At 41.0% G+C, this 24,195-nt stretch carries 6 protein-coding genes, 4 tRNA genes and 6 rRNA genes; 1 reads left to right on the top strand and 15 read right to left on the bottom strand.

The features are described from left to right. Window positions 1-28: 28 nt before the first annotated feature. The 12 genes from KKI44_RS17490 to KKI44_RS17435 form a co-directional block, all read right to left on the bottom strand. Window positions 29-1,150, bottom strand: a complete 1,122-nt coding sequence (locus KKI44_RS17490) for a vWA domain-containing protein (protein WP_214588505.1) — start codon at window positions 1,148-1,150, stop codon at window positions 29-31. Window positions 1,151-1,634: 484 nt separating this feature from the next. Then, window positions 1,635-1,742: ribosomal RNA gene (gene rrf / locus KKI44_RS17485) — 5S ribosomal RNA — on the bottom strand. A 164-nt stretch (window positions 1,743-1,906) separates the two neighbouring features. Beyond that, window positions 1,907-4,662, bottom strand: a 23S ribosomal RNA gene (locus tag KKI44_RS17480). 154 nt (window positions 4,663-4,816) lie between these two features. Next, window positions 4,817-4,893 (bottom strand) — tRNA-Ala (locus KKI44_RS17475). An 83-nt stretch (window positions 4,894-4,976) separates the two neighbouring features. Next, window positions 4,977-5,050 (bottom strand) — tRNA-Ile (locus tag KKI44_RS17470). 195 nt (window positions 5,051-5,245) lie between these two features. Next, window positions 5,246-6,762 (bottom strand): 16S ribosomal RNA (locus tag KKI44_RS17465). Together the 16S, 23S and 5S rRNA genes with 2 tRNA genes alongside form the textbook arrangement of a ribosomal RNA operon. 1,852 nt (window positions 6,763-8,614) lie before the next feature. Beyond that, a protein-coding gene (locus tag KKI44_RS17460; RefSeq protein ID WP_214588504.1) for an IS3 family transposase occupies window positions 8,615-9,867 on the bottom strand; the annotation gives its coding sequence in 2 pieces (ribosomal slippage) (window positions 8,615-9,540 and window positions 9,540-9,867; 1,254 coding nt in all). A gap of 151 nt (window positions 9,868-10,018) precedes the next feature. Then, a 5S ribosomal RNA gene (gene rrf, locus KKI44_RS17455) occupies window positions 10,019-10,126 on the bottom strand. 164 nt (window positions 10,127-10,290) lie between these two features. Next, window positions 10,291-13,046 (bottom strand): 23S ribosomal RNA (locus tag KKI44_RS17450). A 154-nt stretch (window positions 13,047-13,200) separates the two neighbouring features. After that, window positions 13,201-13,277 (bottom strand) — tRNA-Ala (locus KKI44_RS17445). Between the two features lie 83 nt (window positions 13,278-13,360). After that, a tRNA-Ile gene (locus KKI44_RS17440) sits at window positions 13,361-13,434 on the bottom strand. A gap of 195 nt (window positions 13,435-13,629) precedes the next feature. Then, window positions 13,630-15,146 (bottom strand): 16S ribosomal RNA (locus KKI44_RS17435). Between the two features lie 644 nt (window positions 15,147-15,790). Here KKI44_RS17435 and KKI44_RS17430 point away from each other — a divergent pair. Further along, the gene (locus KKI44_RS17430; protein WP_214588503.1) at window positions 15,791-15,946 is read left to right on the top strand and encodes a hypothetical protein; all 156 of its coding nucleotides are present in this window, start codon (window positions 15,791-15,793) and stop codon (window positions 15,944-15,946) included. A gap of 316 nt (window positions 15,947-16,262) precedes the next feature. Here KKI44_RS17430 and KKI44_RS17425 read toward each other — a convergent pair whose 3' ends face one another. From KKI44_RS17425 to sprA, 3 genes are all read right to left on the bottom strand, one after another. Next, the gene (locus KKI44_RS17425; protein WP_250902091.1) at window positions 16,263-16,622 is read right to left on the bottom strand and encodes a VanZ family protein; all 360 of its coding nucleotides are present in this window, start codon (window positions 16,620-16,622) and stop codon (window positions 16,263-16,265) included. Continuing rightward, a complete protein-coding gene (gcvH, locus tag KKI44_RS17420) occupies window positions 16,615-16,992 on the bottom strand; it encodes a glycine cleavage system protein GcvH (protein ID WP_214588502.1) in 378 nt (125 codons plus the stop codon). Before gcvH ends, KKI44_RS17425 begins: the two co-directional genes overlap by 8 nt. 111 nt (window positions 16,993-17,103) lie before the next feature. Continuing rightward, the gene (gene sprA / locus KKI44_RS17415) at window positions 17,104-24,195 is read right to left on the bottom strand and encodes a cell surface protein SprA (RefSeq protein WP_214588501.1); all 7,092 of its coding nucleotides are present in this window, start codon (window positions 24,193-24,195) and stop codon (window positions 17,104-17,106) included.

Below are 24,195 nucleotides of genomic sequence, written 5' to 3'. Positions count from 1 at the left end.
TTGATAATTTTTATTGAGTTATAAATTTCTAACGGATTCTCTTTTTGCGGTTGGTTTCATAATCTTCAAAAATCATGTTCCCCAAACCATTCAGACCGGTGTAAAAAGCTTTTCCATGATTGGCTTCTGTAAATTCGCGTACAAAATGCTGTAAATAAGAATCCTGAGCAATCATGAAAGTAGTAATCGGGATATGGAGTCTTCTTGCCTGAGCTGCCATATTATAACACTTCTGAACAACATAATCATCCAGTCCGTAAGAATTCATATAATAAGTACCATCCGGTTCGCGCACACAGCTTGGCTTTCCGTCGGTAATCATAAAAATCTGTTTGTTGGTATTTCTTTTTCTCCGAAGAATATCCATTGCTAGCTGAAGCCCCGCAACGGTATTGGTATGATAAGGCCCCACCTGCAGATAAGGAAGTTCCTGAATTTTTACAGACCATGCATCATCCCCGAAAACAATAATATCTAAAATATCTTTCGGATAACGTGTTGTGATTAATTCAGCGAGTGCCATCGCCACTTTTTTAGCCGGCGTAATACGGTCTTCACCATACAGAATCATACTGTGGCTGATGTCTATCATTAAAACAGTGCTCATTTGTGACTGATGTATGCTGTCTTCAACAATCAGATCATTTTCCGTAAGATGAAAATCTCCGATACCATTATTGATTTGTGCATTCTTTAAACTCTCCGTAATAGAAATTTTTTCTACAGCATCTCCGAAATTATAATTTCTGAATTCTCCGGTTGAGTCTTCACCTGCTCCGCTTTTATTCGTTTTATGATTTCCGTTTCCGCTCTTTTCAAGATTTCCGAATATTTGTTTAAGTGCCTGTTTACGAATATTCTGTTCCATTTTTGCACTTAAGGTAACTCCATTACCACTACCATCAGGATTAATTTCTTCCCTAATATATCCTTTCTTCTTAAGATCTTCAATAAAATCTTCTATTATGTATTCAGGAGTGGTTAATTGGTATTCTTCATCAAGCATTCGAAGCCAGTCAATTGCTTCATCAAAATCACCTGAAGTATGCGTCAGTAAATCCGTAAAAATTTCCAGCAATCGTTCAAATACAGATCGTTCCGGTTCCTGATAAGTATTAAACCTAAAACCTCTTACAATATGCTCTTTCATATTATAAATTTACGATATAAATCAAAAAGCCTTAAGAGATTTAGTCTATTTTACTTTTTAAGAATAAAAATAATTGAATTAAAGAAAAGTTATCCACCACTTTAAGTAAAACGTTTTTGGTATGCGAAATATTTATTCATGAGCTTATTCCCGCTATCCACTGTATCTTTTTGGTTTCTATTGGAGCTAAGTAATGAGCAATGAGCAATGAGCAATGAGCAATGAGCAATGAGTAATGAATAATGAATAATGAATAATGAATAATGAAAGATAATTGATGAATGATGATTGATTATATCCTGGGGTTTCTTTACTTTTTACTTTTACTTTTTACTTTCACTTGTTCTTGTTTTTTTACTTGGCTCTTTTCCCTTTTTACTTTTTCCTTTTCACTTGGCTCTTTGGTTCTTCCCTGAAGTTATTCTTTGAGTTATGGGCATAAAAAAAGTCTCATAGAATTTAATCTATGAGACTTTTAAATAAAAACTGGCGGCGACCTACTCTCCCGCTTTCGCAGTACCATCGGCGCTGGTGGGCTTAACTTCTGTGTTCGGAATGGGAACAGGTGAGCCCCACCGCTAAAACCACCCTAAAGGTTGTATATAGCTGTTGGCTATTGGCTTATTGCCATTGGCCATTCGCTTTTTATCGGTAAATTTCATCACAAAGGCAAAACCAGTGTTGCACTTATAAATACTTAAGCTAAGTTATGATAAGCATGATTGCTCATTACCTATTACTCATTACTTATGAATAGGCTATAAATCTACGGGTAATTAGTACTACTCGGCTATGCTGTTACCAACTTTACACCTGTAGCCTATCAACGTGGTCATCTCCCACGACCCTTAAAAGATGTCTCATCTTGAGGCGAGTTTCGCACTTATATGCTTTCAGTGCTTATCTCTTCCAAACATAGCTACTCAGCGGTGCACCTGGCGGTACAACTGATACACCAGAGGTTTGTTCAATTCGGTCCTCTCGTACTAGAATCAAGCCCTCTCAAACATCTAACGCCCGCAATAGATAGAGACCGAACTGTCTCACGACGTTCTGAACCCAGCTCGCGTGCCACTTTAATGGGCGAACAGCCCAACCCTTGGGACCTTCTCCAGCCCCAGGATGTGACGAGCCGACATCGAGGTGCCGAACCTCCCCGTCGATGTGAGCTCTTGGGGGAGACTAGCCTGTTATCCCCGGAGTACCTTTTATCCTATGAGCGATGGCCCTTCCATACGGAACCACCGGATCACTATGTCCTGCTTTCGCACCTGATCGACTTGTTGGTCTCACAGTCAAGCACCCTTATGCCATTACACTCTACGCACGGTTACCAAGCGTGCTGAGGGTACCTTTGAAAGCCTCCGTTACTCTTTTGGAGGCGACCACCCCAGTCAAACTACCCACCACGCAATGTCCTTCCCTAAAGAAGTTAGGCTCCAAGTAAGTAAAGGGTGGTATTTCAACGTCGGCTCCACAAACACTAGCGTGCCTGCTTCAAAGCCTCCCACCTATCCTACACATTACTTACTCAAAGTCAATACGAAGTTATAGTAAAGGTTCACAGGGTCTTTTCGTCCCATTGCGGGTAATCGGCATCTTCACCGATACTACAATTTCACCGAGCTCGTGGCTGAGACAGTGCCCAGATCGTTACACCATTCGTGCAGGTCGGAACTTACCCGACAAGGAATTTCGCTACCTTAGGACCGTTATAGTTACGGCCGCCGTTTACTGGGGCTTCAGTCAAACGCTTCGCTTACGCTAACGCCCTTCCTTAACCTTCCAGCACCGGGCAGGTGTCAGACCCTATACAGCATCTTTCGATTTAGCAGAGTCCTGTGTTTTTGATAAACAGTCGCCTGGGCCTCTTCACTGCGGCCAGCATTGCTGCTGGCGTCTCTTCTTCCGAAGTTACGAGACTATTTTGCCTAGTTCCTTAGCCACGACTCACTCGAGCACCTTAGGATTCTCTCCTCGACTACCTGTGTCGGTTTTGGTACGGGTTGCTTCACTTCGGCTTTTCTTGGATCCGATTACACTATAACAGCTTCGCCCGAAGGCTAGGCCTTGACACTTCCGTCCGTCTTCTATAGCTACATCGAACCGTCCCCTTTTTAGTGTGAGCAAGTATGGGAATATTAACCCATTGTCCATCCACTACCCCTTTCGGGTTCGCGTTAGGTCCCGACTAACCCTCAGCTGATTAGCATGGCTGAGGAAACCTTAGTCTTTCGGTGAGGGGGTTTCTCGCCCCCTTTATCGTTACTTATGCCTACATTTTCTTTTCTATAAGCTCCACAATACCTCACGATACTGCTTCGGCGCCGATAGAATGCTCTCCTACCAGATATAATTAATTATAAATCCATAGCTTCGGTATTCTGTTTATGCCCGATTATTATCCATGCCGGACCGCTCGACTAGTGAGCTGTTACGCACTCTTTAAATGAATGGCTGCTTCCAAGCCAACATCCTAGCTGTCAATGCAGTCCAACCGCGTTGCTTCAACTTAACAGAAATTTGGGGACCTTAGCTGTTGGTCTGGGTTCTTTCCCTCTCGGACATGGACCTTAGCACCCATGCCCTCACTGCCGTAGAACATTTATTAGCATTCGGAGTTTGTCAGGAATTGGTAGGCGGTGAAACCCCCGCATCCAATCAGTAGCTCTACCTCTAATAAACTTATATACGACGCTGCACCTAAATGCATTTCGGAGAGTACGAGCTATCTCCCAGTTTGATTGGCCTTTCACCCCTACCCACAGGTCATCCGAAGACTTTTCAACGTCAACCGGTTCGGTCCTCCACTTTGTGTTACCAAAGCTTCAACCTGCCCATGGGTAGATCACAAGGTTTCGCGTCTAATCCTACTAACTATGCGCCCTATTCAGACTCGCTTTCGCTCCGGCTCCGTAACTTAATTACTTAACCTCGCTAGTAAAATTAACTCGTAGGCTCATTATGCAAAAGGCACGCCGTCACAGAATTAATCTGCTCCGACCGCTTGTAGGCGTACGGTTTCAGGTTCTATTTCACCCTTCTATTCGAAGTGCTTTTCACCTTTCCTTCACAGTACTTGTTCACTATCGGTCTTTCAGGAGTATTTAGCCTTGGAGGATGGTCCCCCCATATTCAGACAGGATTTCACGTGTCCCGCCCTACTCATTTATCATCTATGTATGCCTTTCATATACGGGGCTATCACCCTCTATGGCTGTTCTTTCCAGAACATTCTATTAAACATATAAAGACTTTTGGGCTAATCCGCTTTCGCTCGCCACTACTTACGGAATCTCTTCGATTTCTTTTCCTCCGGGTACTTAGATGTTTCAGTTCTCCGGGTTTGCTCCTCTTACGAGGTAATACATCTTCAATGTATTGGGTTGCCCCATTCGGACATCTGCGGATCAATTCGTGTGTGCCAATCCCCGCAGCTTTTCGCAGCTTACCACGTCCTTCGTCGCCTCTGAAAGCCTAGGCATCCGCCATACGCCCTTAACGATTTCTTTCCTATTTTTAGGTTACTCAAGCACTTATAAGTGCTCGGTTTTCTCTTTGTGATGTCTTTACCGTTAATGTCAATGATCTTAATTCTACTTCTGATCTAATTCGCAAATATTGTTTTTGGCTCTATCTGCTTTTTTAAAATTAAACCATCTATGATGGTGGAGAATAAGGGAGTCGAACCCTTGACCTCCTGCGTGCAAGGCAGGCGCTCTAGCCAGCTGAGCTAATTCCCCCTCTAGGTGCTGTTGGCTTCTTGCTAATTGCTGTTGACTTTTTTGCCATCAGCCATAAGCGATTTGCCAGCCGCCTTAATTAGTAGTCTCGGGCAGGCTCGAACTGCCGACCTCTACATTATCAGTGTAGCGCTCTAACCAGCTGAGCTACGAGACTTTGTATGAGTAATGGGTGATGAGTTATAAGTAATATACTTTTTCCCATTCTTCATTTCTCAATCTCTTTCCCTTTTACTAATTTCTAGTGGGTGTGTATTATGATATATCAACCAAATAAAAAACTAAAGCTTTACTTTAAGTAAGTACTTTGTACTTGCGTACTAATTTTGTTTTTCGTCTTTAAGACGCTCTAAAATGAGATGTTCCAGCCGCACCTTCCGGTACGGCTACCTTGTTACGACTTAGCCCTAGTTACCTGTTTTACCCTAGGCAGCTCCTGTTACGGTCACCGACTTCAGGTACCCCAGACTTCCATGGCTTGACGGGCGGTGTGTACAAGGCCCGGGAACGTATTCACCGCGCCATGGCTGATGCGCGATTACTAGCGATTCCAGCTTCATAGAGTCGAGTTGCAGACTCCAATCCGAACTGAGACCGGCTTTCGAGATTTGCATCACATCGCTGTGTAGCTGCCCTCTGTACCGGCCATTGTATTACGTGTGTGGCCCAAGACGTAAGGGCCGTGATGATTTGACGTCATCCCCACCTTCCTCTCTACTTGCGTAGGCAGTCTCACTAGAGTCCCCAACTGAATGATGGCAACTAGTGACAGGGGTTGCGCTCGTTGCAGGACTTAACCTAACACCTCACGGCACGAGCTGACGACAACCATGCAGCACCTTGAAAATTGCCCGAAGGAGGATCTATTTCTAAATCTGTCAATTCCCATTTAAGTCTTGGTAAGGTTCCTCGCGTATCATCGAATTAAACCACATAATCCACCGCTTGTGCGGGCCCCCGTCAATTCCTTTGAGTTTCAAACTTGCGTTCGTACTCCCCAGGTGGCTAACTTATCACTTTCGCTTAGTCTCTGAATCCGAAAACCCAAAAACGAGTTAGCATCGTTTACAGCGTGGACTACCAGGGTATCTAATCCTGTTCGCTCCCCACGCTTTCGTCCATCAGCGTCAGTTAAGACATAGTAACCTGCCTTCGCAATTGGTGTTCTAAGTAATATCTATGCATTTCACCGCTACACTACTTATTCCAGCTACTTCTACCTTACTCAAGACCTGCAGTATCAATGGCAGTTTCATAGTTAAGCTATGAGATTTCACCACTGACTTACAGATCCGCCTACGGACCCTTTAAACCCAATAAATCCGGATAACGCTTGCACCCTCCGTATTACCGCGGCTGCTGGCACGGAGTTAGCCGGTGCTTATTCGTACAGTACCTTCAGCTTTCCACACGTGGAAAGGTTTATCCCTGTACAAAAGAAGTTTACAACCCATAGGGCCGTCGTCCTTCACGCGGGATGGCTGGATCAGGCTCTCACCCATTGTCCAATATTCCTCACTGCTGCCTCCCGTAGGAGTCTGGTCCGTGTCTCAGTACCAGTGTGGGGGATCACCCTCTCAGGCCCCCTAAAGATCATTGACTTGGTGAGCCGTTACCTCACCAACTATCTAATCTTGCGCGTGCCCATCTCTATCCACCGGAGTTTTCAATAACAAGTGATGCCACTCATTATATTATGGGGTATTAATCTCCCTTTCGAAAGGCTATCCCCCAGATAAAGGCAGGTTGCACACGTGTTCCGCACCCGTGCGCCGCTCTCAAGATTCCGAAGAATCTCTACCGCTCGGCTTGCATGTGTTAGGCCTCCCGCTAGCGTTCATCCTGAGCCAGGATCAAACTCTCCATTGTATGTTTGTCTGACTCACTCAAAGTTTTGACGCTTTAGTTTTTCCTTACTTGGTTGTTATATTGTATGTCAATGATCTTCATTTCTTCCGCTTCCTACAAAACTCAGTATCTGTCGTTTTCGTTTCGTATTTGCGAGTGCAAAAGTAATAACTTATTTTGATTTGACCAAATGTTTTTCAAGAAAATTTTAAAGTTTTTTCTGTAACCTTAACCCCTCTCTAAACACTCAATCTATACTCTCCTGCGCTCCCCCGTTTAGGGACTGCAAAGATACAAATCTTTTTCATTCCCGCAAATCTTATTTTATATTTTTTAAAAAAAAGTTTAAAATAAAAGCCGCTTCAATCTGTAGCTTTAAAAAGACTTTTACCGTCTTCCCTCAGGATTCATTAAGTAATATTGCTTAGCTAAAAGCTCTTCTGCGCTTACTGATTCTCTATCGTTTTTCAGTGGGGCAAAGATAGGGGCTTTATTCCTTACAATCCAACTTTTGTTAACATAAATTTCATCTTTAATTCATATTTAATCCTAAAGCACTGAGTGACTGGGAGAATAATTTCTGTAATTTTAAACCATTGTTTGGTTTGCCGATGGAAAAAGCGGAAGAAGAGAAGTAAAAAAAGTCTTTTTCAACAAAGCAATTGGATTATTGAAGAGGAAAAATTCAATTCCTGAAAAGATCATGTCGTTCTGCTCAGCAACAACAGCGTCTTTTTTATTTAAAAAAAGTTTATTAAATAAAGAATAATTGAGCTAATTCAGTTTTTAAAGTTATGTATGTAGTTTTATTTTAAGAAGCATTCCTATATAAAATCATTCATATCATCATTTTACATAGTATCAAACAGATATAAGAAACGCAGTTACATAAACTTTTTAAGTAACTCATTTGATAAGAAGAAGAATTTTAATAAGGAAACATAGGAATATTGGGAAAAAGGAAGGTTTAGCGTATTTCTTATTGAAACCGGATACAGCAACTTGCTCCGTCTTGCCGTAGAATAAAATTTTTGAGTTATTATGAAGTTAAGAATAATAATGTCATTTATTTTTGAAGTTTTTCTTAACAAAATAATTCCGAATGGTACAAAATACAATGTCTAAGTTCAGACCATCATATTGATTAGTTCGATAATATTATTATCCGGCAAAATCATACTTAAAAGAAAAATGTAAATCCAAAAAATTGGCAGTCTAAAATTATTAAAGAGTTATACAAATTGCTTTAAATAATGTTACCTGATCCAGAATATTTTTAAATAAATACTTTTATTCAAATTTTAGAATATATGTCTGTCTGTACTTTTATTGAAAGTTGGTACTATGAATGAAAAGATCACAATAGTTTTAAAATCTTTGATTTTTATTCTTTGGACGGCTAAGATCATTCTGGAAATTTGCTGTATTATTATCTTTTATATCTTTTGTGTTAATTCTGAATTAGTTTAAACATTATAACAAATATGGTAAAACGTATAAATGTTAAGAATAAAAATAATTAATCAAAAACTGAAAATATAAAAAAGCCATGATGAATACCTATAGGTGAAGTTCTTTCTATTCATGAACTTTTCCCGCTATCCACTGTATCTTTTGGGTTGCGGACTCCGCTTAGCTCCGCCCGCAACCCAAAAGGATTGTGTTTCTATCGTGGCTGAGTAATGAGTAATGAGTAATGAGTAATGAGTAATGAGTAATGAGTAATGAGTAATGAAAGATAATTGATAATTGATGAATGATGATTGACTATATCCTGGGGTTTCTTTCCTTATTACTTTTTACTTCTTCCTTTTTCCTTTTAACTTTTGACTAGTCCTGAAAAAGGTTAACTAGTTTTATATCACAAATATACTTAAATCAGAGTAGGAATTTTCCTATTCTGATTTTGTTTTTTATAGGTTTTTAATTTCACATTATTTTTCATGTGTACTTGGTTTGGAATATTATAATGTAAAGAAAAATGCGGTCTTAAATTGTTATAGCAATAAATTGCTTGTTCAAGCTGTTGGGAAAGATTTTTAAAATTTTCAAAAGTATCAATCAATCCAAATTCATGTTTCAGAATACCATTCACTCTCTCTGCTATAGCATTTTCATAAGGATCCGAATTTTCGGTCATACTGATAAGCATATCACTTTTCTTGAGTGTTTCAGTATATTCTTTACTGCAATACTGCAACCCTCTGTCTGAATGATGAATGAGTGAATGCTTGTACAGTCGATTCTGTATGGCTTGCTTTAATGCTTTCAACGTAGAGTTGGTCTGTAAATTATCACTCAATTCGTATCCTACAATTTTCTTAGAATAGGCATCGGTAATCAGATGAAGATAATAATTCTTCTCTTTGGTCTTGAGATAAGTAATATCTGCAACCCAAACTTTCTCCGAACATTTCAATTCTTTTCCTTTGATAATATTGGGATATTTTTTCATCCAATGTCTGGAATTGGTTGTTTTAAAATAGCTGTGCCTTCTGGGAATTAAAAGATAATTTGATCTCAAAATGCTAAACAACTGATCCCTTCCTACATGAATTTCTTCCTTTTCAAAATCATTCTTAAGTAAAACATAAAGTTTTCTAGTACCTATTTTAGGCATCTTTTTACGAATTGATACAACAAATTCTATAACTCTTGTTTCATGATCTGTAGAAACAGGCTGTTTTTGTCTCTTGTAATAAGCTTGCTTACTGTAGCCAAACAATCGGCAGATATTCTCTGTTGAAAGAGTCGTATTTACCTTTATTTCCTGGATTGATTGGAACCAGACTTTTTTACAATCTCAACCTTAAGCTCACGCTCTGCAATTTCTATAAATTTCCTGAACACTTTGAGTTCTTCTTCCTTTTTGGCCAATGCTGCTTCAAGCTCTTTAATCTTCTGTTTCTGTGGATCTTTCATGGGTCTGCCTTTACTTAATTGTTTTTCATAAGTAAAGTTACCATATTTCATTAACCATCTGGGAATGCAGGAATTACCCCTGATATTATAGCGGGTTTGTAATTGTGATTTTGTATATAATCCCCGCTCATATTCGGAGACAACTTGTCTTTTAAATGCTTCACTGTATTCTTGAACAGGGGCGGATACTTTTTTTAATCTCATTAGGATGACTGGTTTTTTGGTATTTAGTAGTCAACCTTTTTCAGGACAAGACATTTATTCTTTTTTCCCTGACTCTTACTTAGGGGTATTATCTGGGGTATGGGCATAAAAAAAGTCTCATAGAATAAATTCTATGAGACTTTTAAATAAAAACTGGCGGCGACCTACTCTCCCGCTTTCGCAGTACCATCGGCGCTGGTGGGCTTAACTTCTGTGTTCGGAATGGGAACAGGTGAGCCCCACCGCTAAAACCACCCTAAAGGTTGTATATAGCTGTTGGCTATTGGCTTATTGCCATTGGCCATTCGCTTTTTATCGGTAAATTTCATCACAAAGGCAAAACCAGTGTTGCACTTATAAATACTTAAGCTAAGTTATGATAAGCATGATTGCTCATTACCTATTACTCATTACTTATGAATAGGCTATAAATCTACGGGTAATTAGTACTACTCGGCTATGCTGTTACCAACTTTACACCTGTAGCCTATCAACGTGGTCATCTCCCACGACCCTTAAAAGATGTCTCATCTTGAGGCGAGTTTCGCACTTATATGCTTTCAGTGCTTATCTCTTCCAAACATAGCTACTCAGCGGTGCACCTGGCGGTACAACTGATACACCAGAGGTTTGTTCAATTCGGTCCTCTCGTACTAGAATCAAGCCCTCTCAAACATCTAACGCCCGCAATAGATAGAGACCGAACTGTCTCACGACGTTCTGAACCCAGCTCGCGTGCCACTTTAATGGGCGAACAGCCCAACCCTTGGGACCTTCTCCAGCCCCAGGATGTGACGAGCCGACATCGAGGTGCCGAACCTCCCCGTCGATGTGAGCTCTTGGGGGAGACTAGCCTGTTATCCCCGGAGTACCTTTTATCCTATGAGCGATGGCCCTTCCATACGGAACCACCGGATCACTATGTCCTGCTTTCGCACCTGATCGACTTGTTGGTCTCACAGTCAAGCACCCTTATGCCATTACACTCTACGCACGGTTACCAAGCGTGCTGAGGGTACCTTTGAAAGCCTCCGTTACTCTTTTGGAGGCGACCACCCCAGTCAAACTACCCACCACGCAATGTCCTTCCCTAAAGAAGTTAGGCTCCAAGTAAGTAAAGGGTGGTATTTCAACGTCGGCTCCACAAACACTAGCGTGCCTGCTTCAAAGCCTCCCACCTATCCTACACATTACTTACTCAAAGTCAATACGAAGTTATAGTAAAGGTTCACAGGGTCTTTTCGTCCCATTGCGGGTAATCGGCATCTTCACCGATACTACAATTTCACCGAGCTCGTGGCTGAGACAGTGCCCAGATCGTTACACCATTCGTGCAGGTCGGAACTTACCCGACAAGGAATTTCGCTACCTTAGGACCGTTATAGTTACGGCCGCCGTTTACTGGGGCTTCAGTCAAACGCTTCGCTTACGCTAACGCCCTTCCTTAACCTTCCAGCACCGGGCAGGTGTCAGACCCTATACAGCATCTTTCGATTTAGCAGAGTCCTGTGTTTTTGATAAACAGTCGCCTGGGCCTCTTCACTGCGGCCAGCATTGCTGCTGGCGTCTCTTCTTCCGAAGTTACGAGACTATTTTGCCTAGTTCCTTAGCCACGACTCACTCGAGCACCTTAGGATTCTCTCCTCGACTACCTGTGTCGGTTTTGGTACGGGTTGCTTCACTTCGGCTTTTCTTGGATCCGATTACACTATAACAGCTTCGCCCGAAGGCTAGGCCTTGACACTTCCGTCCGTCTTCTATAGCTACATCGAACCGTCCCCTTTTTAGTGTGAGCAAGTATGGGAATATTAACCCATTGTCCATCCACTACCCCTTTCGGGTTCGCGTTAGGTCCCGACTAACCCTCAGCTGATTAGCATGGCTGAGGAAACCTTAGTCTTTCGGTGAGGGGGTTTCTCGCCCCCTTTATCGTTACTTATGCCTACATTTTCTTTTCTATAAGCTCCACAATACCTCACGATACTGCTTCGGCGCCGATAGAATGCTCTCCTACCAGATATAATTAATTATAAATCCATAGCTTCGGTATTCTGTTTATGCCCGATTATTATCCATGCCGGACCGCTCGACTAGTGAGCTGTTACGCACTCTTTAAATGAATGGCTGCTTCCAAGCCAACATCCTAGCTGTCAATGCAGTCCAACCGCGTTGCTTCAACTTAACAGAAATTTGGGGACCTTAGCTGTTGGTCTGGGTTCTTTCCCTCTCGGACATGGACCTTAGCACCCATGCCCTCACTGCCGTAGAACATTTATTAGCATTCGGAGTTTGTCAGGAATTGGTAGGCGGTGAAACCCCCGCATCCAATCAGTAGCTCTACCTCTAATAAACTTATATACGACGCTGCACCTAAATGCATTTCGGAGAGTACGAGCTATCTCCCAGTTTGATTGGCCTTTCACCCCTACCCACAGGTCATCCGAAGACTTTTCAACGTCAACCGGTTCGGTCCTCCACTTTGTGTTACCAAAGCTTCAACCTGCCCATGGGTAGATCACAAGGTTTCGCGTCTAATCCTACTAACTATGCGCCCTATTCAGACTCGCTTTCGCTCCGGCTCCGTAACTTAATTACTTAACCTCGCTAGTAAAATTAACTCGTAGGCTCATTATGCAAAAGGCACGCCGTCACAGAATTAATCTGCTCCGACCGCTTGTAGGCGTACGGTTTCAGGTTCTATTTCACCCTTCTATTCGAAGTGCTTTTCACCTTTCCTTCACAGTACTTGTTCACTATCGGTCTTTCAGGAGTATTTAGCCTTGGAGGATGGTCCCCCCATATTCAGACAGGATTTCACGTGTCCCGCCCTACTCATTTATCATCTATGTATGCCTTTCATATACGGGGCTATCACCCTCTATGGCTGTTCTTTCCAGAACATTCTATTAAACATATAAAGACTTTTGGGCTAATCCGCTTTCGCTCGCCACTACTTACGGAATCTCTTCGATTTCTTTTCCTCCGGGTACTTAGATGTTTCAGTTCTCCGGGTTTGCTCCTCTTACGAGGTAATACATCTTCAATGTATTGGGTTGCCCCATTCGGACATCTGCGGATCAATTCGTGTGTGCCAATCCCCGCAGCTTTTCGCAGCTTACCACGTCCTTCGTCGCCTCTGAAAGCCTAGGCATCCGCCATACGCCCTTAACGATTTCTTTCCTATTTTTAGGTTACTCAAGCACTTATAAGTGCTCGGTTTTCTCTTTGTGATGTCTTTACCGTTAATGTCAATGATCTTAATTCTACTTCTGATCTAATTCGCAAATATTGTTTTTGGCTCTATCTGCTTTTTTAAAATTAAACCATCTATGATGGTGGAGAATAAGGGAGTCGAACCCTTGACCTCCTGCGTGCAAGGCAGGCGCTCTAGCCAGCTGAGCTAATTCCCCCTCTAGGTGCTGTTGGCTTCTTGCTAATTGCTGTTGACTTTTTTGCCATCAGCCATAAGCGATTTGCCAGCCGCCTTAATTAGTAGTCTCGGGCAGGCTCGAACTGCCGACCTCTACATTATCAGTGTAGCGCTCTAACCAGCTGAGCTACGAGACTTTGTATGAGTAATGGGTGATGAGTTATAAGTAATATACTTTTTCCCATTCTTCATTTCTCAATCTCTTTCCCTTTTACTAATTTCTAGTGGGTGTGTATTATGATATATCAACCAAATAAAAAACTAAAGCTTTACTTTAAGTAAGTACTTTGTACTTGCGTACTAATTTTGTTTTTCGTCTTTAAGACGCTCTAAAATGAGATGTTCCAGCCGCACCTTCCGGTACGGCTACCTTGTTACGACTTAGCCCTAGTTACCTGTTTTACCCTAGGCAGCTCCTGTTACGGTCACCGACTTCAGGTACCCCAGACTTCCATGGCTTGACGGGCGGTGTGTACAAGGCCCGGGAACGTATTCACCGCGCCATGGCTGATGCGCGATTACTAGCGATTCCAGCTTCATAGAGTCGAGTTGCAGACTCCAATCCGAACTGAGACCGGCTTTCGAGATTTGCATCACATCGCTGTGTAGCTGCCCTCTGTACCGGCCATTGTATTACGTGTGTGGCCCAAGACGTAAGGGCCGTGATGATTTGACGTCATCCCCACCTTCCTCTCTACTTGCGTAGGCAGTCTCACTAGAGTCCCCAACTGAATGATGGCAACTAGTGACAGGGGTTGCGCTCGTTGCAGGACTTAACCTAACACCTCACGGCACGAGCTGACGACAACCATGCAGCACCTTGAAAATTGCCCGAAGGAGGATCTATTTCTAAATCTGTCAATTCCCATTTAAGTCTTGGTAAGGTTCCTCGCGTATCATCGAATTAAACCACATAATCCACCGCTTGTGCGGGCCCCCGTCAATTCCTTTGAGTTTCAAACTTGCGTTCGTACTCCCCAGGTGGCTAACTTATCACTTTCGCTTAGTCTCTGAATCCGAAAACCCAAAAACGAGTTAGCATCGTTTACAGCGTGGACTACCAGGGTATCTAATCCTGTTCGCTCCCCACGCTTTCGTCCATCAGCGTCAGTTAAGACATAGTAACCTGCCTTCGCAATTGGTGTTCTAAGTAATATCTATGCATTTCACCGCTACACTACTTATTCCAGCTACTTCTACCTTACTCAAGACCTGCAGTATCAATGGCAGTTTCATAGTTAAGCTATGAGATTTCACCACTGACTTACAGATCCGCCTACGGACCCTTTAAACCCAATAAATCCGGATAACGCTTGCACCCTCCGTATTACCGCGGCTGCTGGCACGGAGTTAGCCGGTGCTTATTCGTACAGTACCTTCAGCTTTCCACACGTGGAAAGGTTTATCCCTGTACAAAAGAAGTTTACAACCCATAGGGCCGTCGTCCTTCACGCGGGATGGCTGGATCAGGCTCTCACCCATTGTCCAATATTCCTCACTGCTGCCTCCCGTAGGAGTCTGGTCCGTGTCTCAGTACCAGTGTGGGGGATCACCCTCTCAGGCCCCCTAAAGATCATTGACTTGGTGAGCCGTTACCTCACCAACTATCTAATCTTGCGCGTGCCCATCTCTATCCACCGGAGTTTTCAATAACAAGTGATGCCACTCATTATATTATGGGGTATTAATCTCCCTTTCGAAAGGCTATCCCCCAGATAAAGGCAGGTTGCACACGTGTTCCGCACCCGTGCGCCGCTCTCAAGATTCCGAAGAATCTCTACCGCTCGGCTTGCATGTGTTAGGCCTCCCGCTAGCGTTCATCCTGAGCCAGGATCAAACTCTCCATTGTATGTTTGTCTGACTCACTCAAAGTTTTGACGCTTTAGTTTTTCCTTACTTGGTTGTTATATTGTATGTCAATGATCTTCATTTCTTCCGCTTCCTACAAAACTTAGTATCTGTCGTTTTCGTTTCGTATTTGCGAGTGCAAAAGTAATAACTTATTTTGATTTGACCAAATGTTTTTCAAGAAAATTTTAAAGTTTTTTCTGTAACCTTAACCCCTCTCTAAACACTCAATCTATACTCTCCTGCGCTCCCCCGTTTAGGGACTGCAAAGATACAAATCTTTTTTATTCCCGCAAATCTTATTTTATATTTTTTAAAAAAAGTTTAAAATAAAACCCGCTTTAATCTGTAGCTTTAAAAAGACTTTTACCGTCCTCTCTCAGGATTAATTAAGTAATATTGCTTAGCTAAAAGCTCTTCTGCGCTTACTGATCTTCTATCGTTTTTCAGTGGGGCAAAGATAGAGACTTTAACCCTCCGCTTCCAAATATATTTAACATAATATTTAAGCCATACACACGATTGTGGGTAACTTCAGGCGATAAAACACTGGTTTATTTATCTTTATAAGGATATCCATAGTTTTCCACATTAAACGATTTGATATTTTTGATTTTGAAAAACCGTTGGACGAATAATGAAATCATGGAAAAAAGAAGGAAATATTGCGTTCTGCGGGAAGATTTTGTTGGATTGAGGGGAAAATGGATGGATTTGAGGATGCAAGTATGGAAAGGAGGAAATTTGCGGGTGAAAAAAGGAGTTAAAGAGGAAAGGTTCATTGAAAAAGTTAAGTATTGACTTTTGAGATCATCTCTTTTCTTTATTATATATGTATTTAAAATCCAGTATAAGTTCAGCACCTCTTGAGGCACCTACAAACGAAAGGTTTGTCGGCATTTCAATAAGGTTTCCGAAATTCTTAGCCTCGATAGGAACGGCATCCTTTTGGGTTGCGGGCGGAGCGAAGCGGAGCACGTAACCCAAAAGATAAAGTGGATAGCGGGAAATAGCTTCTTATAAAGAAAGGAGTTTTTGAAGGGGAGAAAGTTCTAAAACTAAGGTGATATTTTTTAAGATCGACTTGTTACTTTAAACAACCTTTTTTTAGGGGCAATTAAAGAAATCGCTTAGCTAAAATTTTATAAAAATAGTATCCTATTAAGCAGCCCAACGTGTCGGCAACAATATCTAAAGTTTCCATTGACCTTCCCAATCCCATTTCTTCCTGAAGTATCTCGGTAAGAAATGCATAAAGCAAAATGATCTGAATGAAGTAGTAAAAACGGATTTTTGGAAAAGCAGCAATAAAAAGGAAACCTAATGCTGCAAAGATGCTTAGATGCAAAATCTTGTCTATACCGCTGAACATAAACCAATATTCGTGGTTTTCTTCACCGGGCTTGAGGAGCATATAAGTAAGAAATGCCCAATAAATGGGCAATATCTTACTGAATATTTTTGAAATCTTATCCAATGATTGACTGGTATTCTTCCGCAGAAAGTAATTCTGAATGATCTGCACCTTCAGCAACTTCTAATTTGATGATCCATCCGTTCCCATAAGGATCTGAATTTAATAATTCCGGCTGATCCTCCAATTCTGAGTTGAATTCGATCACTTTTCCTGAGATTGGCAAGAATAAATCTGAAACTGTTTTTACAGCTTCTACACTTCCGAAAACCGCACCTCCTTCAAGATCATCATCTACAGTGTCTACATCTACGTAAACGATATCTCCCAATTCTCCCTGTGCGAAGTCTGTAATACCGATTGTAGCAACGTTTCCTTCAATCTTGATCCATTCGTGATCTTTCGTGTACTTTAATTCTGATGGTGTGTTCATTTTTAATTTTTTATTTGTACAAATGTATTCAAAATTCCAGAAGGTTCAAATATCGGATATAAAAAATGTCCCTCAAAAACTGAGAGACATTTAAATTTATTTTCGTTCTAATTAGAAACCTCCTGAGTTTCCGAATGTAAACGTTGCAGAAATACCTGCTCTGATCGTTGACAACGGGAACGCGGTAGAGATTTTGTATTTAGAAGTCATCTGCTCATAGAATACTCTAAGGTTAAGGTTTTCAGAGACATTATAATCTGCTGATACTTTAATATTCATCAGTCTCTGTCCTCCGGTAATCTGAGAATCATCAAGCAGAATATTCGTAATACTGGTTTTACTGTCTCTCAGTGAAAAATCTCCTCTGATATTAAGGTCGCTTCCCTTTGCTTTTCCTCTTCCTCTCACGTTCGTCATTCCCAGTCTGAAGTTTCTGATGATATATCCTACTCTTACAACATATTCGCTGTTTGAATCCTCTGTTAAAGTATGGTTGACCAATCCCAGTAACAATGTTCTTAATCTGTTATACTGAATACCCAACTGGATATTGTTTCTCATCGTCATATCTACTCCAATCAGCGGCGAGAAGTTTTCTACGTAACCTACCTGAGCAAAAGTGAACGGATTGATATAATCATCATTAATATCTCTCTGCGTTGCATTGTAAGAATTAAGACTGTTGAAGTAATCTATACTCGACTGAATTCCTGTTGCTGTATAAGTTGCCTGATAAGAATGCAAAAGATCAAACTTGGAGAACTGTCCGTTAATGATCGGGATATTTCTCAATCCTGAGTAAGTGATCTTCCAGTTTGGAATCGGAAGCCCTGCCTTTTTAGGGTTTTTCATTTCTTTTACCGTTTTACCTTCAACTGCAGCCCGGAACGCAGGAATTAAAATGTATGCGTTTGAAATTCCGTATCCGTCTTTAAATCCGTTCGGTTCTAAAGCTCCCTGCATTTGCTGAGATAAAGCCTGTGCATTCTGTCTGATTGCCTGATAAATTGCCGCTCCGTCTTTGAATGCCGTTTTCAGTAAAACAACCGAATTGGAGTATGTTACCAAATCATTCGCAAATGTATAATTCGGATTGGCAACTCCTGTGTTCGGATCTCTGTAATTGAATCCTGTATGGGTAAAGTTGCGGTTGTAATTATGCAATGCGTTAATATCAATCCGAAGATCATTCATTGGTATTATCTGCAAATTGGCTCTTAACTCGCGCGTTGACATCCTCACATAAGGATCTGTCATAAATTGAGAATCACTCACCCATCCGTTTTCCATTACCGTTCTTCTGATATCCGCCTGCGAACCAAAAAGGAATCCGATGGTAGGACCTCCCAAAGTCTGTCCGTAACCATACCAGTTCGGAGCAGAAAGCAGCCCCGGAAGAACGGTTCCGTTATTTTCAGAGTAATTGATATCCAACTGCTTCATAGATGTTAATAAATAAGCCATGCTCTGAAGCGGCGTAAGTCTGGATTTAAACTTATATTTTTTATAAGCATATCTTTTCTTCTCCCACTGTTGGGTGTAGGCATTATTTAAAGAATCTATTTCCTGTTTACGCTTCTGAAGTTTCGTTGAAATATTTTTGAAATATTTAAACTGTCCAAAGAACTTCGTAAAATCTGCCGTCCCAGTTGCCTGAATAACATTGGTATTCTGCCCTACCGAACCTAAACTTCCATCCGGACTCGACAGCAATACGGTAGATCTTGCATTCCAGTTGTAGGTAAATCCGTATCCTAATTCTGCATCGATGAAATCCAGATAAGGAAGATACTGGAATGGTAATTTATAATTCAGCTGAACTCTGTGATTGTACAGTACCGGTCTTCCTGCTCTGAAAACATTTCCAAAGATAGAACTGTTGTCCATTGAGTTTACATCTACATTATCATTCAATGTTCTGGTAGCCGAGTTGATTTCCAGTTTTAAAGATTTAGTAAAATTAAATCCTAAACCATACTGCCATCCGAAATAGAAGTTTCTGTTTTTAATAGCAGCAAAGTCATCACCATAATTCCCTGTAAGAATCGCATCAATATTTCTGAACTGCAATTCGTTGTAATTTCTGTCGATTTCAGTTCTGAAAGAGAATCTTGTAGGAATAGGATTAAAGTTAAATTCTTTTACCCATCTTAAATATTTCGTAGACTTCGCGGTATCGCTTATCATTTTATTGAACGGACGGATTACCCAAGGTTTGAATGTGTAGTTGTAATCCACATACCCTCTGAGATATTGTCTGTAATTTTTCTTGGTATAAATATCTCTATAATAATCGTCGTTGTAAACCGCCGTTACCGATACGTTTTCGATATCGTAGAACTTAGGTTTCCTGTTCGGATTCATTCTTTCTTTATGCATATTCACAACACCTATGCTTCTTTGCTGCGTAAAGGTTCTTGCTACTTTTTTAAGCTGTTCCTTGTTAGCTGCTTTCTTAAACTCAACATCCGTATCCAGAGGATTGTACTTCGGATCTTCAATAGTCTGCGAGTAAGAATAATTCACAGGAATTTTAACTCCGCTTTTTTCAGGCAAAAACTTATCTACATTTACGGCTGTATTGATGCTGAATGCAGACTGAGTAGACTGATGTCTTTCTGCAGGTTTAGAATCGATGTTTCCAAATCCTACTGAAGTATAAGAAGCACTTGTATTCACGGTTGCAAAGTCTCCAAGGTTGAAGTTTAAGCTGGCGTTTCCTGCATATCCTCCGTCGTTTTCTATTTCGGAAAGACGGATTTCGTTTACCCAAAGAATCCTGTCGATTGAGACAGCTGTGGAAGTTCCTCTTTCAAAACCATTTCTGATACCTATCATAATGGTCGTGATGTTTCCTAAACTTGGTCGACCTTTAATGTAAAGACTTTTAAAAGTATTCCCCGGATCAAAAACCTCATCTTTTAATCTTTGTACAATTTGTGTCGGATGATTTTTATCTCTTCTTATTTTAGCATCAACAAAATCCTGAATATTTAAATCCACATCATTTTCCATTGGCCAGATTTCCATAGGTGTTGTAGCGGTAGATGGTGTAACGAAGAGTGAAGATTCATATTCATAATAGTTATCTGTGGCATCACTACCTAAACGGATGAAGAATTTGGTTTCTTTATTAAAACCGAATACTCTTTTACCAGGATCCTGAGCGTGTACAAAAAGTTTCAGCTTCTTGTATCTTCTCATATCCAGAGAAGTATTTTTAAATACCCCTCTCGCTTCAGACGGAGCAAGGGATGTCGCTTTTAAATATAAAGAAGCTTCATTCTGTCTTTGTGCCCCTGCATTACCACTTAAAATCTGTCTGTCGATTCCCGGAGGCAGAACGTAAGGCGGCTGATTCAGTGCATTTTCTTCAATATTTACACTTCCCACCTCAAAGTTATCGTTATTTGTAGTGAGTGTCCCTTCATCCGTAGCTCCTGAATTTCCCGTATTGGCAATATTTTTAGGATATTTTCTCCAGTCTGATCTCACCAGATCCATCGTTCCGAATCTTAACGTTGAAGTCTGATCGAAACCTGTTAATAATAATCTTGCAAATCTTACATTATTCAAAATAGAAGGGTCTGCATTACCGGCAGTTGTAACATATTTTGATACTGGAATTCTGAATAAATACCATTTTACCTGAGAAGTCTGCCCGTTCTGGAATGATGCCTGAACTGTTTTAACATCTACTATATTATTCTGTCCTAAAGTTAAGCTTCCAGGAGTTAAGCTTACCTCATACTGGTTATAGCTTTCCGTCTGATCCAAGTTGTAATCTTTATTAATATCTTCCGCATCCGGAGTCTGTGAAGAAACTTCCAAAGAGTTGCTTTGAGAGTTTCCTTCCGGACCTCTGAAATATTTGTATCGCTGAACCAGAGATGACGCCTGAGTTCCTGTGAACTTGTCTGACATATAAAACACAAAATCATCTACTGCAGGGTCGGAAACATTGGTAACCGGATTGATAAATGTATTTCCAAACAATGCTGCTTCCTGATCCGAACTTAAACCGTCATATCCCAAATCCTGAGCCTTTCTGTCTGCTCCTTCACTTGAGAAAGCGTAAAGAATCGGTGGCTGCTTCGGTTGGGTTCCCCAGTTTGATGCCGTAGTTGTAGACGGAGCCGAAGGAGTTGGCAATCCATTTTCGTACTGCATCTGTCCGTCTTTAAGTATATCTTCAGAAACATTTCCTAAATGCAGTAAAAGTTTTGGATTGGTACCCAAAGTATTTCCGTCTGCATAAGGATCCATCATCCAGAATTCAACATATTCGATGTTTGAATTTACGAAATTGGAAACGCTGATCGGTCTCATGATTCCCGCCCATCTCTGTGCTGTTGTTTCCGTATTAGGGTTCGAGTTGTAAGGACCTTTTTCTGCAGGATAATACGAAATATCAAAAGTATTGGTATACGTCTGTTCTCCTGCCACAAAATCTCTGTTGTTGAAAATTTCCGAGAACTGTACCCTTCTTGAAGCATGATTGGAAACCGACTGCGGAGTGATTCCTGCGGGAGCTTTTCCTCCTACTCCATAAAATCTAGGATCAATGTTATACCATGATAACAACCCTCTACCGTAACCTTCTGTTCTGTCATTATTTTTTCCGGCTCCTGTAAATAACGGATCAGACTGGTTCTTTTCAGGCTTTGAAGCCAAGCTCCATGCTGTAGGTTCTTTTAATGTAATTTTCGATGTGGTCTGTTCAAAATCATCAATATAAGACTGGTCGTTAATTCCTTTATTTAAACCGGGAAGTAAATAGGCTGCCTCCATTTTGAAATTCAAATTGGATGGTGCTTCAGTGTTTACAAGAGGGATCTTGTCTGTTAGTCTTGTAAGGAACGGAAGTTTATTGTTGTACATCAAGTTGATCCCTGCCATAGTATTGTTCACGGCTTCCTGACCATAATTTACCTTTTGGGTAAGTGGCGATTCGGAGTAATTTACAACGGTTCCTCCCAAGATAAAGTTTTCATTAAATCTTCTTTCCAGATTCAATCCCATAAATCTTTTTCTCTGGGTATTGAATGTTAACTGGTTCTCCAGTGAAATATTAATTGCCTGTCCGGATTGTTTTACCTGCTCATTGATGATGGTAACTGTTCCCAACATATAATCTACGGTGTAGTCTATCCCTTCGGTAAGCTGAACTCCGTTTGCGGAAACTTTTACCGAACCTTGAGGAACATTAACTGCTCCCAGAGAAATTCCCTGTCCCTGAACACCTTTGTAACGACCTTCAATGGTGTAACGCTGCGCCAGATTGCTTGATGTAGCCACTTGCTTTTGCTGGCTGTAAAGATCCGAGAACACATACTGAGGATCGTTAGTTCCTATTACATTCTGAATATAACTACCAAAAGGCTGAACTTTGGTGAAGATTACTCTTCCGGTTTCCGGTCTTATGGTAATTCCGTTAACAAAGTCAAAAACACCGTCTCCTGTTGAACTTCCGTTGTTCTGTAAATCTCCGTTGGCGTTTAGTCTGTCCCAGTTTAATAATTTGATTAAAGGAACACTGCTCACCTGTGGATTATTGGCAACCGGAAGATAATTAACCTTACCTCCGGATTGTGGATCTCTGTATAAAACATTCAGGATAAATCCATCCTTATTCACCTGTCCCGCATCTAAAGAATAGATGTTCTTCATCATCAGATTCCACATCGGAGAAGTGGTTTTTACCGTTGTATTCGGCTTCAGAAGTTTTGCCATTAAAACCGTACTTTCTTCAGAGAATTCCCCGACTTTATATACCTGATTGCTTCCATTCACCGTATAGGAGAAGGAAACTGCCAAAAGCTGATTATCATTAAGTTTCTGGTTTAATGAAATGTATCCTAACTGTGGCTGTAAGGTATATTCATTGGTATTTAATCTTCTTGCTTTTTTATTAAAGATAAAGTGTTCACCATCCTGATAAACTTCTGTTGTTCCTGTCGCAACCGGAAGATTCTGTCCATTGATTGCATTATATGTTGTACTTGCATCTCTTAAACCCGGTAATCCGTTGATTGTGGAATACAGGTTGAAACCCGGCTGGTTATTATCCGGAAGAATTCCCGGAGCATCTCCTAAATCTCTGATTCCGACAATACTTTTCTGGTACTGTAAATTGCTGTTTCCCTGATCCAAAACCCACACTTCCAGTCTTGTAATGCTGATCTTGGAATTGATCTGAGGATAGTTTAATAAAGCTCCGTCATATTTATCCAGGAAATAATGTCCCAAGAAATAGTGCTGGTTGTCTTCATAATCAATTGCATTTAATTTAAATGTATTCATTACGCCACCGCCTTGTACCGTAATATTTCTGGCTTCACCCTGCTGTTGGGAAAGTACCACTGTCCCGAAGGTTTTACCCAGCTGAAACTCTGTTTTAACCCCGAATAAAGATTGAGAACCACGGATCAGACTGGTTGAAAGCGGCATATTAACGTTACCGAATTCTACTCTTTTAATGATTTTATCTTCTCCCCCTGCACTTGGTTTATCTACATCCTGCAGACCTTTCTGCTGAAGATCTTTCCAGCTTCCTTTAGCCTGCCAGACAAGATTCATTCTGTTTTCAAAAGCAAAACCACTCTGGGTATCGTAATTGGCTTTTAGCTGAAGGTTCTCCCCGACTTTCCCCAATAATCCGAGCTGAATTCTCTGGTCGATATCAAATGTAAAACTCTTTCTGTTCTGTGGTAAGATTAATGGATTATCAATCTTCTGATAGAGTCCGGCAAAATCGAAAGAAGCATATCCGGTAGGAATGATTTCAATTTTATTACTTCCGAAAATGGTTTCGAAAAGCCTGTTATTAATTTGCAATGAAGGAATTAAACCTTTTCTAGCTGCATCACTTTTATCTTTCCGGAACATCAGACTATAGCGGTCTGACTTCTCTTTATAGTAAGCTTTCGTCTGAGCCTCCATCATAAACTCCTTGTAATCTTCAGGAGACATCGCAGTCGGTTGTCCGGTTATCGTATTTCCTACCTTTGGATATACGAAATACATTCCTGTTTTTATATCATAGTAGGCTTCATACTGTGTAGGATCTGCCAACTGATAATCTTTTTTGATAATTGCGGTATCGCTTACTTTTGCTGTAGCCCGCCTCTGTGCAAACGTAAATGTTGACACAAGTAAAAACGACAGGAACAGAATTATATTGAAATATTTATTATTCGCCAC

It is taken from the genome of Chryseobacterium sp. ZHDP1 (assembly GCF_018603435.1).
Classification (GTDB): Bacteria; Bacteroidota; Bacteroidia; order Flavobacteriales; family Weeksellaceae; genus Chryseobacterium; species Chryseobacterium indicum.
Note: the sequence above shows the minus strand (reverse complement) of the source record. Positions and strands in the feature narration are given on the sequence as shown.

Coding starts and splice junctions, on each gene's coding strand:
- KKI44_RS17430 (WP_214588503.1), top strand. CDS start 15,791: ATGGAAAAAAGAAGGAAATATTGCGTTCTGCGGGAAGATTTTGTTGGA.
- KKI44_RS17490 (WP_214588505.1), bottom strand. CDS start 1,150: ATGAAAGAGCATATTGTAAGAGGTTTTAGGTTTAATACTTATCAGGAA.
- gcvH (WP_214588502.1), bottom strand. CDS start 16,992: ATGAACACACCATCAGAATTAAAGTACACGAAAGATCACGAATGGATC.